Source organism: Streptomyces sp. NPDC025273, from assembly GCF_040638585.1.
Taxonomy (GTDB): domain Bacteria; phylum Actinomycetota; class Actinomycetes; order Streptomycetales; family Streptomycetaceae; genus Streptomyces; species Streptomyces cinereorectus.
Genome location: NZ_JBEZYP010000032.1, coordinates 1 through 15262 on the forward strand (window position 1 = coordinate 1; position 15262 = coordinate 15262).

Below are 15262 nucleotides of genomic sequence, written 5' to 3' on the forward strand. Positions count from 1 at the left end.
CTAGGTCACTCGCATCAACGGAGCTTCAGCCCGTTCGGTCACACCCCGCCGACCAGCCACTTCACAAGATCAATTCGATCTTGCAAGAGCCCTGGGGCCGCGACGGGGGCACTGTCGACGACTATGCACGAGCGACTCATCGCGTCAATAGATTTATTCGAGACAGACGCAAAGGCTTTCCCATTTTTTGCTTGGCCCTGGAGCGTCCGCGACAACTAAGTTGACCATGACGCGCCGCGGTTCCCTGAAGGGCCACGGCGTGTGGCGACGTACGAGCGGGGGCGGACGTCACGGGGGGTGTGTCGACATGCCGGGATTCCGGCCGACTGCGCGCGATCCGTGCTTCTCTGCGCCTTCTCTCACACCGGCCGCCTGCAACGTCCCTCCCAGTGTGACCGAAGGAGCCCGTCGTGGCCGACGAGATGGTGCGCAAGGCGCAGCAGTTCATCAACGGTGTATATGGAGGAAAGCTCGGCATCGACCGCCTGCCGGAGACCGGGGAGACCGGCTGGACGACCATGTTCGCCCTCACCCGCGCCCTGCAGTACGAACTCGGCATCACCAGCCTGTCCGACACGTTCGGCCCCACCACGCTGAACACCCTCACGTCCAAGTACCCGGTGCTCAACGGGGCCACGGTACCGTCGGCGAACTTCACCAAGATCATTCAGGCCGGCCTGTACTGCAAGGGCTACGACGGCGGTGACATCGACGGCACGTACAACTCCCGCGTGGCGTCGTCGATGGCCCGCCTGAAGCAGAACATGGGAGTGGACTTCGTCTACCCCGGCGGCAACCTGGTGCCGAAGGTGTTCAAGGGCCTCCTCAACATGGACGCCTACGTCACCGCCAACGGCGGCACGGAGACCGTACGGGCGGTGCAGCAGTGGCTCAACGGCTCGTACGTGGCCCGCCGGGACTTCTACATCATCCCGGCCGACGGCAACCACTCGCGCGATGTCGCCAAGTCGATGCTCTTCGCCGTCCAGTACGAGCTCGGAATGGCCGACGGCACGGCCAACGGCGTCTTCGGCCCCGGCACCCAGAGCGGGCTCAAGAACCACACCGTGTCCACCGGCGACTCCGGCCCCTGGGTGCAGCTGTTCTCGGCGGGCATGGTGCTCAACCAGCGTCCGGGGGTGACCTTCACGGGGACCTTCACCAGCTCCCTGGCCTCGGCCGTCTCCTCCTTCCAGTCCTTCGTGAAGCTGCCCGTCACGGGCACCGGCAACTTCTCGACCTGGGCCTCGCTCCTGGTGTCCTACGGCGACCAGACCCGCAACGGTGAGGCCTGCGACGGGGTCACGAAGATCACCGCGGCGCGTGCCGCCACGCTGAAGGCCCAGGGCATCACCTACATAGGCCGCTACCTCACCAACCCGATCCCGGACGACCCGGACCTCCCGGAGAAGGAGATCCAGCCCGGTGAGCTGCAGACCATCGCGGAGAACGGGCTGCGCTGTTTCCCGATCTACCAGACGTTCGGGCGTTCCGCCGCCAACTTCAGCTATCCGCAGGGACGCGCGGCGGGACAGGCGGCGATCAACGCGGCGCTGGACCACGGGTTCAAGTCGGGCAGCCGGATCTTCTTCGCCGTGGACTTCGACGCCCTGGACGAGGACGTCACACGGAACGTCCTCCCGCACTTCAAGGGCATCCAGGACGCGATAGCCGACGACGGCAACCGCTTCGGCGTAGGCGTCTACGGGCCGCGCAACGTCTGTACCCGCGTCGGGGAGGCCGGCCACGCCACCGCGTCGTTCGTCTCCGACATGTCCTCGGGATTCTCCGGCAACTTCGGCTACCCGCTGCCGGCGAACTGGGCCTACGACCAGATCGTCACCCGCACCGTGGGCAGCGGGACCGGATCGATCAACATCGACATCAACATCGCCTCGGGCCGGGACACCGGTCAGGGCTCGTTCGACGCACCCCGCGGGCAGCTCCCCGACACCTCGCTGGACTCCGACCTCATCTCGGCCATGCGGACCGACGTCGGCAAGTACATGGAGTCCATCGGTTTCCCCAACGACGGGGGCCTGCGGTCCCACACCCACGAGGAGTGCTTCCGCCGGGTCGTCCTGGAGTACGACAGCGTCACCACCCTGCTCGCCTACCGCTACAACATGCGCAAGGCCCTGATCCAGACGACCGCGTACTGGGAGATGCGGCACATCGACCCGGTCGACCTGTCGGTCGACGCGGAGGTCGCCCTCGAGTTCCTCACGACCAGGAGCTTCCGTGACAGCTCCACGGGCATCGGCCAGATATTCGGCAGGACAGCGGTCCTGGCCTGGAACAACGCGGTTCGCAAGGGTTATGCGGAGGGATCCGTCCGCGATGTCACCAACGACGAGGACAAGTACAACATCTGGGCCGACTGCCGGCACGACGATCAGTTCGCCATGTCGACCGTGCCGCTGATCCACCTGTGGAACGCGGACGGGGCGCCGGGCGCGAACCCCGAGGAGACACCGCTCCGCTCGATGCGGCTGAACTACACGGAGTCGGAGATCTTCCAGATCCTGCGGCGGTACCAGGGCACCAACGCCGAGGCCGTCGAACACGCCAGGCAGCGGATGGCGCTCTACCAGATCATGGAGAAGTACAACTCCATCTCCCGGCACAACTGACAAGGCCCGTCGCATGCTGGTGACAGACTCCTCCGACGACCTCTACATCGGTCTCGTGTTCCTGCTGACCCCACTGGGCATCGGTCTCACCCTGTGGATGACCGTCCGCGGTCTGCGACTGCTGCTGCGCGGACGCGGCGGACGGGACGCGCACACCGTCGTCAGGGGCGCCGCAGCCGTCGCGTGGGCCTGCACGTTCGGCTTCTACACGTGGGGCCTGCTTCATTTCGTGACCCTGGACGAGAGCAATCAGGCGCAGGCCTGTCAGGAACGGCTGGGGGTGGAGCGGGCCCGGTCCGTCGACGGGTACGAGTACGCGTTCCTCCCCCTGGAGTTCAGGTGCCGCCTCACCGGCGGGCAGACGTACGACGCCGTCGTACCCGGATATGTGAATCCCGCGGCGGGGCTCTTCGGCGTGACCGCCGTCGCACTGACCTACGCCGCTCGCCCGAAGAACTGGCTCGAGGAGACGAAGAAGTGACCGTGAACATTTCCCGCCGGACCGCCCTGAGGCGTGCGGCGTTCGTGGCGGCGGCCGCCGCCGTCGGCTCGCAGGTGCTGTCCGCCCCCGCCCGCGCGGCCGACCGGGCACCCGACCCGGAGACCGTACGCAGGGAGATCGCCAAGGCCCAGGAACGCAACAAGCGGGTGCTGAGCGGCATTCCGTCGAAGAACGGCTGGGAGATGGAGAAGCTGGCCGACGACCACGGCAGCGTCTACACCAGACCCGTCCCGGGGACTCCCCTCGAAGGTGTCAGGATGCGGATGGGGGACGTCGAGACGGTCCTCGTCCATGTGATCACCCGGTTCCACTACGAGATCGACACCCTGCGCGCGGGAGAGGTGACCGGCTGGCGGGCGCCGGGTTCCGTACGCAAGGGCCTGGCCGAGTCCAATCTGGCCTCCGGCACGGCGGTGCGGATCCGGCCCGGTTCCTACCCCTCCGGGGCCCGCGGGGGCTTCTTCCCGCTGCAGGAGGTCGTGGTCCGCGACATTCTCGCCGAGTGCGAGGGTGTGGTGCGCTGGGGCGGTGACGACCGCAAGCCGGACGAGTCGCTGTTCTCCATCGACGTGCCGCCGGGTGACGAGCGCCTGAAGAAGGCCGCGGCGAAGATCCGCGGCTGGAATCACACTCCGGGACTGGGTGCCGGTGCCCCGGTGGACCCGCTGCAGTCGCAGCGGCGCAGGGCCGCCAAGCGTCTCGCCGCCCAGCAGGCCTGAGCGGTCGGCTCCTGAACCACGGAAGGCCGTGCCCGTCCGGGCACGGCCTTCCGTGCCGTGGCCACCGGCCGGTCGGCCCCTCGCTGCCTGTCCTCGTGCGCTGCTCGCGGTGGTGGAGAGTCCGGCCACGACTCCGCGGACGGGTGTGCGCCCTCACCACGCCGGACGCATGCGGGAGGCCGCGCCCGTGAGGGCGCGGCCTCCCGTCGCCGCCCGGCCGGGGTTACTTGAGCGCCCCCGCCGTCAGACCCGCGACCACCTGGCGCTGGAAGACGATGTAGGCCGCGAGAACGGGCAGCATCGCCATGACCAGGCCGGCGAAGAGGCCGGACCAGTCCCCCTTGTACCCCTGGCTGGTGGCCAGTTCGACCAGGCCCTGGGAGAGCACCTTGCCGTCCGGGTCGGTGTTGAGCACCGTCGGCAGCATGTACTGGTTCCACTGGCCGAGGAAGTTGAAGATCCCGACGCTGATCAGGCCGGGCTTCGCCATCGGGAGCATCACCTGGAAGAACGTCCGGGTGTGCGAGGCCCCGTCGAGCATGGCCGCTTCCGCGATCGAGGTCGGCAGCGTCCGGAAGAAGGAGGTGAGGAAGAAGACGGTGAACGGCAGCGAGTACGCGATGTAGACCAGGATCAGCCCGTGCACCGAGTTGAGCAGGCCCATGTTGTTCATGACGAAGAACAGCGGGACCAGCGCCAGGATGATCGGGAAGCTCATCCCGCCGATGAAGAGGAAGTAGATGAAGCGGTTCCCGGGGAAGTCGAACCGCGCCAGTACGTAGGCCGCCATCGAGCCGAGCAGCAGGGTGCCGACGAGCGAACCGCCCACCACCAGGATGGTGTTCAAGAAGTAGTCGCTCATGTGGGCCTGGGTCCAGGCCCGTGACCAGTTCTCGAAGTGGAGCCTGTCCGGCAGCGCCCATGGCGTCGACAGGATCGAGTCGTCGGTCTTGAAGGAGGCCATCACCGCCCAGAGCAGCGGCATGACGACGAGCACCGCCCAGATGACCAGCACACCGTGCGAGAAGACGTTGAGGACCTTGCCCTCACTGCTCTTCGCCGGCTCGCCGCCCGGACCGTCCGTCCTCGCCACCGGCGAGCGCTGGGCGGGAACGGCGGGAGGAGTCTCTGTGACCTTCACGTGTGCTCACCTCGTACAGCTGTCGAGCCGGCCACCGGGACCGAACTGATGTGCGCGCCGCCGGTATCCCGGTCGCCGTACCCCGTAACGACCGGCATCAGTACTCCAGCCGCTCACGCCGGCCCAGCCGCATCACGACCGCCGCGAAGAGCATCGTGACGATCAGCAGGCCGACACCGATCGTGGTCGCGTATCCGGCCTGGGCGTCACGGAAGGCCGTCTGGTAGACGTACAGCGGCAGGACGGTGGTGGAGTAGTCGGGGCCCCCCGGGCCGACCGTCATGACCTGTACGGCGGTGAAGGCCTCCACGCCGAGTGCCAGGATGCCCATGTAGACCCAGCCGGACTGGACGGTGTCCCAGAGCAGCGGCAGTGTGATCTTGAAGAACGTCGTGATGCGGCTGGCGCCGTCAAGCAGGGCCGCCTCGTAGAAGTCCTTCGGGATGGACGCCATACCGGCGGAGAAGAGGACGACGAAGAAGCCCACCGTCGACCAGATCAGGACCACCATCACGCAGTAGAGCGCGAGGTCGGGGTCACCGAGCCAGTTCGGCTGGAGGCTGTTGAGGCCGACCGCCTTCAGCGTCGAGTTCAGCATTCCCGACGTCGGGTTGAACGCGAACTGGAAGAGCAGGGCCACGATCACGATCGACAGGACCTGCGGGAAGAAGTAGGCGATCTTGTAGAACGAGGAACCCCGCACGCCGGCGATCGCGGCGTTCCTGCGCCGCCGACCGCCGACGTTGAGCATGAAGGCGAAGAAGAGCGCCATGCCCAGCGTCACCAGCGGCAGCAGCAGCACGAGCAGCACACTGTGCTGCAGCGACTTCCAGAAGATCTCGTCGTCGAGCATCCGACTGTAGTTGTCGAAGCCGACCATCTGGAAGTCCGGACTCAGGCCGGTCCAGTCCGTGAAGGAGTAGTAGATGGACTGGGCGAAGGGCCAGATGACGAAGAGGGCGTACAACGCCAGTGGGGCGACCAGGAACCCCACGATGAACCGGTACTTGCCGTGCTGCATCGCTTACCGACCCCGATCTCTGAGCGGGTGCCGCCGCTGGTGACGGTTGCTCACTGGTGCTTGTAGTGCTTGATGGACTGGTCCTTGGCCGCGGCGTCCGCGAAGCCCTGGATCTTCTTGATGGTCTCCGCCGGGGTCGCGCGGCCGGCCATCATCTCGCCGATGCCGGCGATCCCGATCTGCTCCTTCTGCAGCTTCACGTACCAGTCCTGCAGCCGCGGATTGACCACGTTGTCACCGGCCTTCTTCAGCACGTCGACACCGGACTGCATGGCGGTGGACAGGGTCAGTCCGTCGGTGCCGCCGTTGAAGGCGCTGAGCGACTTGACCTGCTGGGTGAAGTTCTTCGAGGACTCCTCGGAGAGCATGATGCGCAGCTGCTCCATGGCGCCCTCGGGGTTCTTCGCCTTGGACGGGACGATGAAGGGCTCGCCGCCGGAGGCCCAGATGGTGCCGTAGGGCAGCTTGTCGGAGGCGTCCAGGCTGGACGGCGCCCCCACCATCATCGCGAAGTCCTCGGGGGTGGTCGGCGCGGCCTCGTTCTCCACCCACGAACCGTTCGGGATGAAGAGCGCCTTGCCCTTGGTCCACTGGGTCTGCGACTCGATGTGGGTCAGACCGGGGGTGCCCTTGAGGATGTAGCCCTTCTGGAACAGCTCGTAGTACGCCTCGAACGCGGCCTTGACGGCCGGGTCCTTCCAGGCGTTCGGCTCCAGGTTGTCGATCTTGTCGAGGACCTCGCGGCCGCCGATCTTGCCGATGAACGGGTACAGCGAGAACGGCAGGTAGTACGGGTACTTGCCGGGGTACGTCCAGCCGGCGATGCCCTTCTTCTTCGCCTTCGCGCAGAGGGCGAGCATGTCGTCCCACGTCTCGGGGTACGCCGCGTCGAGCTTCTCGAGGTTCGTCCGGGAGTACCAGACCCCGTAGACCGTGTACGCGTAGTACATGATCCAGACCGGGTCGCCGTCGAACTGGCCCATCTCCAGGACACCGGGACGCAGCGTGTCGCGGACCTTCTTGGCCGGGTCGTCGTAGGACGGGGCGTCCATCAGCGGCGTCAGGTCGAGCAGCTGCTTCTTGCCGACGAGGACACCCATGTCCATCTGCTCGGCGCCCGAGTTGTCGATCAGGTCCGGCGGGGTGCCGCCGTTGAAGCGCGGCTGCAGCTGCGACTGGATCTTCTGGGTCGCGGCGTGCTTGACCTTCGGAGCCTTGGGGAAGGCCTCGTTGTACTTCTTCTCCGCGTCGATGGCGTACTGCTCGCCGAAGCCACCGTTGAAGATGACGACCTCGAGCGCCGCGGTCTCATTGACACCGAGCGGGTTCTTCGCGGTCGTCTTGCCCTTGGTGACCTTCTCGTCGCTCCCGCTGTCGCCGCTCGCGCAGGCCGAAAGGAAGCTCATCGTCGGAACAGCGATCAGGCCGAGTGCGGCAGAACGCTTGATCACATCGCGACGGCCAAGGCCCTCATTCTTGTGGGCGGAGGTGGATCCCATGCTCAAGTCCTCGCCTTCTCCAGGACTCAGGCGGTGTACCGGTCACCCGTCGTGAATTCGCCTCAGGCGAAGGGCCCCGCCACCGCGGTCAGTTGCGCTTGGGTCGTGCAGATTGCCGGAATTTCCAGGTGCAGTGGGGGAGTTCCGGAAGACCGTACAGCGGGATGCCTCGGACACCCCACAGCCGTTCCACCGTCCCCCGTGTCCGCGTACCGTCCAGGACGGGCTGTACAGACGCCGACAGGTATAGTCCACTTGCCGCCAACTGAGCAAGATCGAAAGCAGGTTTGAGCGGCAGTCTTTCCCGAGTTGAGACCTCACCGGCTCCTCGGCACCGCGCGCCCTCGCGCCGGAACGCCCATTTCCGGATCGCGGCCGATTCGCCCGCGCGACCACGTGCAACACCCTTGACACATCCGGCCACTTCGATCCCTACTGGAACACGTATCCCGCAATGACAACGTTGTCCATGCACGCCCCCCGGGAGGAACGGCTCCGTATGCATCCCCTACGTGGTCTTCAGCAAGGCTCTCGAAAGAGACAAAGCCACTCCGCCGCGGTGATCGCGGCTTCTCTCGTCCTGGTCGCGGCGGCCCCCACCGCAGCCTTCGCGCAACCGTCCGGACCCACGCAAAAGCCCACCGGGGAAACCTCGTTCACCTCCTCCTTCGAGGACGACGAGAAGCAGCCGGACTGGCGCAATGCAGTCGAAGAAGGCCCGGACGGAGAGAAGAGGGCATCGGGTATCGACGGCGGCTTCTCCACCGGAATACCCGGCAATGTCACCGATCAGGTCACCGAGGTGCGCGCCAGCGGCGAGAACACCGGCGGCGGCGAGGTCAAGGAGAACCTGGTCGATGTCGAGTCCCGCACCAAGTGGCTGGCCTTCGCGGATTCCGGGTGGGCCGAATTCGATCTTGTGGAACCCGTCAAGGTCGTGACGTACGCGCTCACTTCCGCCAATGACCACGCCGAGCGCGATCCCAGGGACTGGACCCTGAAGGGCTCCACCGACGGAAAGGCCTGGACGGATCTGGACACCCGGACCGGCCAGACCTTCTCCGAGCGTTTCCAGACCAAGTCATACGATTTCACTACCGACACGGCCTACCAGCACTTCCGGCTGGAGATCACGAAGAACAACGGCGCTCCGGACGCGATCCAGCTCGCCGACGTCCAGTTCTCAGACGGCGACACCAGCACCCCCGCACCCGCCGACATGCGCAGCCTGGTCGACCGCGGCCCCTCCGGCTCCCCCACCGCCAAGTCGGGTGCGGGATTCACCGGGAAGAAGGCCCTGCGGTACGCGGGTACGCACAAGCCGGACGGCCACGCGTACTCGTACAACAAGGTCTTCGACGTCGACACCGCCGTCACCGGGGACACCCAGCTCTCGTACCTGGTCTACCCCCAGATGACCGAGACGGACCTCGACTACCCGGCGACCCACGTCGCCGTGGACCTGGCCTTCACCGACGGCACCTACCTGAGCGGGCTGAAGGCCACCGACAGCCACGGCGGGACGCTGACCCCACAGGGACAGGCCGACGCCAAGCGGCTGTACGTGAACCAGTGGAACAGCGTCGCCTCGCGCATCGGCACGGTCGCGGCCGGCAAGACCGTCGACCGCATCCTGGTGGCGTACGACTCCCCCAAGGGCCCCTCGAAGTTCCAGGGCTGGATCGACGACATCACGATCGCCCCGAAGGCTCCGGAGAAGCGCAAGGCGCACCTCTCGGACTACGCGTCGACGGTCCGCGGCACCAACTCCAGCGGCGGCTTCTCGCGCGGCAACAACTTCCCGGCCACCGCGGTCCCGCACGGCTTCAACTTCTGGACACCGGTCACCAACGCCGGCTCCACGAGCTGGCTGTACGACTATTCCCGCGGCAACAACGCGGACAACCTGCCGACGCTGCAGGCCTTCAGCGCCAGCCATGAGCCGAGCCCCTGGATGGGTGACCGCCAGACCTTCCAGATGATGCCGTCGGCCGCCTCCGGCACCCCGGACGCCTCCCGTACGGCACGCGCGCTGCCGTTCCGTCACGAGAACGAGACGGCGAAGCCGCACTACTACGGCGTCACGTTCGAGAACGGCCTCAAGGCCGAGATGACGCCCACCGACCATGCGGCGCGCATGCGGTTCACCTACCCCGGTGACGACGCGAGCCTGGTCTTCGACAACGTCGACAACCGGGGCGGCCTCACCCTCGACCCGGAGACGGGCTCCTTCACCGGCTACTCCGACGTGAAGAGCGGCGGCTCGACCGGCGCCACCCGGCTCTTCGTGTACGGCGTCTTCGACGCGCCCGTCACCGACAGCGGCAAGCTCAAGGGGGGCGGCGGTGACGACGTGACCGGGTTCTTCCGCTTCGACGCGGGCAAGGACCGTACGGTCGGCCTGCGCCTGGCCACCTCGCTGATCAGCGTCGACCAGGCGAAGAAGAACCTCGCCATGGAGCTTCCGGAGAAGACCTCCTTCGACACGGTGCGGAAGAACGCGCAGAAGGCCTGGGACAGGATCCTCGGCAAGGTCGAGGTCGAGGGAGCGAACGCCGACCAGCTGACCACGCTCTACTCCAGCCTCTACCGGCTCTACCTCTACCCGAACTCGGGCTTCGAACAGGTCGACGGAAAGAGCACCTACGCGAGCCCCTTCTCGCCGCAGACCGGCACCGACACCCCGACCCACACCGGCGCGAAGATCGTCGAGGGTGAGGTGTACGTCAACAACGGCTTCTGGGACACCTACCGGACGACCTGGCCGGCGTACTCCTTCCTCACCCCGAAGCAGGCCGGGAAGATGGTCGACGGCTTCGTCCAGCAGTACAAGGACGGCGGCTGGATCTCCCGCTGGTCCTCCCCCGGCTACTCCGACCTGATGACCGGCACGAGCTCGGACGTGGCCTTCGCCGACGCCTACGTCAAGGGCGTCGACTTCGACGCCGAGGCGGCGTACGACGCGGCGGTCAAGAACGCCACGGTGGCCCCGCCGTCCTCGGGAGTCGGGCGCAAGGGCATGGACACCTCGGTGTTCACGGGGTACGCCAACACCTCCACCCACGAGGGCCTTTCCTGGTCGCTGGAGGGCTACCTCAACGACTACGGCATCGCGCAGATGGGCGAGGCGCTCTACAAGAAGACGAAGAAGGAGCGCTACAAGGAGGAGGCCGCGTACTTCCTCAACCGCGCCCAGAACTACGTCAAGCTCTTCGACGGCAAGGCCGGCTTCTTCCAGGGGAAGAAGGCCGACGGCGACTGGCGTCTGCCCTCGGACAAGTACGACCCGCGGGTCTGGGGCTACGACTACACCGAGACCAACGGCTGGGGCTACGCCTTCACCGCCCCGCAGGACAGCCGGGGCCTGGCCAATCTGTACGGCGGGCGCGGCGGTCTCGGCGAGAAGCTGGACACGTACTTCTCGACCCCCGAGACGGCCGGTCCCGAGTTCGTCGGTTCGTACGGCGGAGTCATCCACGAGATGACGGAGGCGCGTGACGTGCGGATGGGCCAGTACGGCCACAGCAACCAGGTCGCCCACCACGCCACGTACATGTACAACGCCGCCTCTCAGCCCTGGAAGACCCAGGAGAAGGTCCGCGAGGTCCTGGGCCGGCTGTACACGGGCAGCGAGATCGGCCAGGGCTACCACGGCGACGAGGACAACGGCGAGCAGTCGGCCTGGTTCCTCTTCTCCTCGCTCGGCTTCTACCCGCTGGTCATGGGCAGTGGTGAGTACGCGATCGGCTCGCCCCTGTTCACGAAGACGACCGTGCACCTGGAGAACGGGCGCGAGCTGGTCGTCAAGGCCCCGAAGAACAGCGCGAAGAACATCTACGTCCAGGGCCTGAAGGTCAACGGCAAGAAGTGGGCGTCCACTTCGCTGCCGCACGCCCTGCTGGCCAAGGGCGGCGTGCTGGAGTTCGACATGGGCTCCAAGCCCTCGTCGTGGGGCACGGGCAGGAACGCGGCCCCGGTCTCCATCACCCAGGACGACAAGGTGCCCGCCCCGAAGGGCGACGTGCTCAGGGGCGCCGGCGCGCTGTACGACAACTCCTCGGCCACCTCGGCCGTGGTCGAGTCGGTGGACCTGCCGGTCGCCTCGGCCACGAAGGCCCTCCAGTACACCCTGACCTCGTCCACGGCGGCGAAGGCGCCGACGGGCTGGGTGCTCCAGGGCTCCTCGGACGGCACCACCTGGAAGGACCTCGACAAGCGGTCCGGCCAGACGTTCGCCTGGGACAGGCAGACCCGGGTGTTCTCGGTGGACGCGCCGGGCTCGTACGCGAAGTACCGGCTGGTGAGCACGGCGGCTGCGACGCTGGCGGAGATCGAGCTGATCTCCTGAGTCACCCGCCGGACGCACGAGGACGGGCCGCCCGCACACCGGGCGGCCCGTTCCCGTGTGTGCCGCCCGCCGGACCGGGCGACGACCTCGGTCCGTGGAGCGGGACACGGAGGGCGGCGACGACCGATGAGTTTCTCCGCGACCGGGGGTCAATCAGTCAGAGTAGGCGTACCGCAGCCGCGGGACCGGTGTTCAAGCCGGCCGGTGGACCTGCTGGGAAAGCAGAACACGAGATACCGGGAGACCTTCGATGCGCACCCTGATCAGCACCACCTTCATCTCGCTCGACGGAGTCATGGAGGCCCCTGGCGGCGAGCCGGGCTACCGGAACTCGGGCTGGACCTTCAAGGACGTGGAGTTCCTCCCCGAGGCGTTCGAGATCAAGGGCCGGGAGCAGAAGGAGGCCACCGCGATGCTGCTGGGCCGGGCCAGTTACTTGGCGTTCAGTCAGGTCTGGCCCGGCATGGAGGACTTCGCCGACTACAAGGACATGCCGAAGTACGTCGTCTCCACCACCCTCACCGAGGACGACCTGGTCCAGGACTGGGGCCCGACCACGATCCTGCGGTCGCTGGAGGAGGTCGCCGCGCTGAAGGAGACCGAGGGCGGCCCGATCATCGTCCACGGCAGCGCGTCCCTCAACCGGGCCCTCTCGGACGCCGGCCTGATCGACCGCTACCACCTGCTCGTCTTCCCGCTCCTGCTCGGCGCGGGCAAGCGGCTGTTCAGCGACACGGACAAGGACACCCAGAAGCTGAAGCTCGTCGAGCACGAGACGTACGCCAACGGCCTCCAGAAGAACGTCTTCGACGTCGTCCGCTGACCCTGCTCCCGCGCCCGCCCTGCCCCGGGACGGGTGGTGTCGATGGCTTCCAGTCAAGCAGGGTCCTCTGACAACGAGGCTGCCCCAGCAGTCGAATGTCACCCGCACGGACGCCCCGGGAGCATCGAGCCGCCGAGGGACGTGGCATCGGAACCTCGCACACCCGCTGCGGACGACCGCCCTGCCCGGGGCGGTCGGCACCCGGGGCGGGGTGCCGACCGCTTCGCTCATCCCACGACGCAGTCGAGCTCCAGTGCGGGGTCCGGGGCGCCGCCCGCGGTGACGTACCCGAAGGTGGTCGATTCACCTGGGTCCAGCGAACCGTTCCAGTCCGCGTTGTGGACCATCACCTCCTGCCCCTGCGTCGTCATCGCGCCGCTCCAGAGACTGGCCACGCTCTGCCCGGCGGGTTGTGTCCAGTCCACCATCCAGCCGAGCATGGGCACGGTGCCGGTGTTGGTGACGGTCACCTCGGACTGGTAGCCACCGCTCCAGCTGCCGGTGGTGCTCCGGGTGGCGGTGCAGGCTCCGGGCGGGGGATCGGTCGGCGTGGTGGAACCGTCCTTGACTCCGGTCACCTCGCCGTTCCCCCCGTCGAAGACCACGTCGGAGCAGGAGTAGAAGGTCTCCTGGCTGTCCGAACGCTGCCAGACCATGTAGATGATGTGGCGGCCGTCCTTGCCGTCGGGCAGGGCCCCGCTCCACCGGTAGTCGGCCTCGACGGTCCCCGGCGAGCCGTTCAGCGGCGGGTGGTCGACGGAGAGGAAGGGGGCCTCCTCCATGTCGTCCCAGGTGAGCGTCCGCGTCGGGTCGAAGCCGTCCTTGGTGATGTAGACGTGGAACCAACCCGGGTGCGCCGCCCAGGCGTTGTACGAGAAGTCGATGGTCGCGCCCTCGGTGAGGTGGGTCAGCGGCCAGTCGTTCCGGGCCTGGTTGAAGCCGGTGAAGTTGGTGTTGCCACCGCTGCACAGCTCCCCGTCGGGCACGAAGCCCCGTGTACGGCCTGCCCCGTCGGAGCGCAGCACGGAGAACCAGTTGTAGAAGGGTGTGGTCCCGCTCTGCTGTGCGGCGGCTTTGCACGCGGGGTTGACGGGCTTGATCTCGCCGGTGGCGGTGAGCCCGTCCTGCCAGCACAGGAAGGTGCGGCTGGCGGGCTTCATGGGCGTGCCGTGTGCTTCGGCCTTGTCGCCGGTGGTGACGACGAGCCCGAGGGCGGGGATGGTCGTGAGGACGGCGAGCAGGGTGAGGAGGATGGCTCTCCTGCGGGTGCCGGCCAGTAATCGGTGAGTCGTCAGTTGGATCACGATGTACGTCCCTTCGCTGCGGCGCCGGGTGGGGCCGGGATGCGGTGCGAGTTTGGGAGCGCTCCCATCTGCGGAGGCTAGCGCCGACCCGAAACCGTGTAAACGCCTTGCGCGGAACGGCTTCTACGGCCTCGTACGGGTGACGTCGATGGAGGCGCCGTATACGAGGGCGGGGCGACCGGTACGTTCGGGATTATGCCGCTGCCGAAGGATCTGGACCCGTACGCGAACCCCCGCGCCTTCTACGGAGCGGAGCTGCGCCGCCTGCGGGAGGCGGCGGGCCTCTCACAGAACGAGCTGGGTGAGCGGGTGTTCTGCTCGGGCACGTACATCGGGCTGTTCGAGGCGGCCGAGCGGCGCCCGCAGGCGGAGATCTCGCGGGCACTGGACGAGTTGCTGGGCAGCGGCGAGCATCTCCAGCGGCTGTGTCGACTGGCGCGCACGTCGAAGGTGGCGGGGTACTTCGCGGACGCTGCGGAGCTCCAGCAGCGCGCCGTCTCCATCGCGGAGTACTCCTCCATGGTCATCCCGGGACTGCTGCAGACCGAGTCGTACGCGCGGGCACTGACGCGCGCGGCTCACCCCTACTCCTCGGGCGAGATCATCGACGGCCATGTGCGAACCCGCATGGAACGAGGGTCACTGCTCGACTCCCCCACTCCGCCGGTCCTCTGGGTCATCGTCCACGAGGCGGCACTCCGCGTTCCGGTGGGTGGTGACGCCGTCATCGCCGAGCAGCTCGATCACCTTCACACGCAAGGCAGCACGCGCCCACGTGTGGTCATCCAGGTGCTGCCGTTCTCAGCGGGAGCGAACCCCCTACTGGACACGGCCGTCACCTTGATGCACTTCGCCGATGCGCCTCCCGCCGCCTATACGGAGTCCGCCTACAGCGGTGAACTCGTCGAGGACACCGCACTGGTGGAGCACATCTCCTCCGCATACGATCTGGCCAGGGCTTCCGCGCTCTCCCCGGAAGCATCACTGTCCCTCATCAGGTCGGCTGCGAAGGGCCATACAACAGATGCTCACCTCCCGTGACCGGTGCTCAGTAACGTGGCGCAAGTCCTCCCACAGCAACGGGGACGGGGGAAACTGCGTCGAGATCGCCGTCGGCTTCCCCGGCCTCGTCCCCGTACGGGACAGCAAGACCCCCGACGGCGCCGCCCTCGCCTTCCGCGCCGCGCACTGGGCGCCGTTCGTCGAAGCGCTCAGGAGCGGCACCCTCTGAGGTCACGCGGTGAGCTCCGCGCCGGCGCCGTGGTCGCACTG

The 15262-nt window shown here is 67.2% G+C and carries 11 protein-coding genes; 7 read left to right on the top strand and 4 right to left on the bottom strand.

Annotation, left to right across the window (positions count from 1 at the left end; all coding sequences use genetic code 11):
• Nucleotides 1-410: 410 nt before the first annotated feature.
• The 3 genes from AB0F38_RS30525 to AB0F38_RS30535 are packed head-to-tail and all read left to right on the top strand — an operon-like array spanning nucleotide 411 to nucleotide 3854.
• Entirely contained in the window at nucleotides 411-2633 is a 2223-nt protein-coding gene (locus AB0F38_RS30525; RefSeq protein WP_361900382.1) for a glycoside hydrolase domain-containing protein, read from the top strand.
• Nucleotides 2634-2646: 13 nt separating this feature from the next.
• Entirely contained in the window at nucleotides 2647-3114 is a 468-nt protein-coding gene (locus AB0F38_RS30530) for a hypothetical protein (RefSeq protein WP_361900385.1), read from the top strand.
• Entirely contained in the window at nucleotides 3111-3854 is a 744-nt protein-coding gene (locus tag AB0F38_RS30535) for a hypothetical protein (protein WP_361900388.1), read from the top strand. Before AB0F38_RS30530 ends, AB0F38_RS30535 begins: the two co-directional genes overlap by 4 nt.
• A 223-nt stretch (nucleotides 3855-4077) precedes the next feature.
• Here the strand turns inward: AB0F38_RS30535 and AB0F38_RS30540 are convergent, their stop codons facing one another.
• The 3 genes from AB0F38_RS30540 to ngcE all read right to left on the bottom strand — a co-directional run bounded on the left by AB0F38_RS30540 (nucleotide 4078) and on the right by ngcE (nucleotide 7515).
• On the bottom strand, nucleotides 4078-4995 hold the full coding sequence (locus tag AB0F38_RS30540) for a carbohydrate ABC transporter permease (RefSeq protein WP_361900390.1): 918 nt from the start codon (nucleotides 4993-4995) through the stop codon (nucleotides 4078-4080).
• A gap of 97 nt (nucleotides 4996-5092) precedes the next feature.
• Nucleotides 5093-6016, bottom strand: coding sequence for a sugar ABC transporter permease (locus AB0F38_RS30545; protein WP_361900393.1), 924 nt, complete (start codon nucleotides 6014-6016; stop codon nucleotides 5093-5095).
• 50 nt (nucleotides 6017-6066) lie between these two features.
• Nucleotides 6067-7515, bottom strand: a complete 1449-nt coding sequence (ngcE, locus tag AB0F38_RS30550) for an N-acetylglucosamine/diacetylchitobiose ABC transporter substrate-binding protein (RefSeq protein WP_361900396.1) — start codon at nucleotides 7513-7515, stop codon at nucleotides 6067-6069.
• A 499-nt stretch (nucleotides 7516-8014) separates the two neighbouring features.
• Between ngcE and AB0F38_RS30555 the strand changes: the two genes are divergently transcribed.
• Nucleotides 8015-11863, top strand: coding sequence for a GH92 family glycosyl hydrolase (locus tag AB0F38_RS30555; RefSeq protein WP_361900399.1), 3849 nt, complete (start codon nucleotides 8015-8017; stop codon nucleotides 11861-11863).
• Between the two features lie 250 nt (nucleotides 11864-12113).
• Entirely contained in the window at nucleotides 12114-12686 is a 573-nt protein-coding gene (locus AB0F38_RS30560; protein ID WP_361900402.1) for a dihydrofolate reductase family protein, read from the top strand.
• A 227-nt stretch (nucleotides 12687-12913) separates the two neighbouring features.
• Here AB0F38_RS30560 and AB0F38_RS30565 read toward each other — a convergent pair whose 3' ends face one another.
• Entirely contained in the window at nucleotides 12914-13990 is a 1077-nt protein-coding gene (locus tag AB0F38_RS30565) for a lytic polysaccharide monooxygenase (RefSeq protein WP_361900405.1), read from the bottom strand.
• A 195-nt stretch (nucleotides 13991-14185) separates the two neighbouring features.
• Between AB0F38_RS30565 and AB0F38_RS30570 the strand changes: the two genes are divergently transcribed.
• Together AB0F38_RS30570 and AB0F38_RS30575 are read left to right on the top strand one after the other, a co-directional pair.
• Nucleotides 14186-15031, top strand: a complete 846-nt coding sequence (locus AB0F38_RS30570; protein WP_361900408.1) for a helix-turn-helix transcriptional regulator — start codon at nucleotides 14186-14188, stop codon at nucleotides 15029-15031.
• Nucleotides 15015-15221 (top strand): DUF397 domain-containing protein, encoded by a 207-nt coding sequence (locus AB0F38_RS30575; RefSeq protein ID WP_361900411.1) that lies wholly within the window; start codon nucleotides 15015-15017, stop codon nucleotides 15219-15221. The genes AB0F38_RS30570 and AB0F38_RS30575 overlap by 17 nt, the downstream gene beginning before the upstream one ends.
• Nucleotides 15222-15262 lie beyond the last annotated feature (41 nt).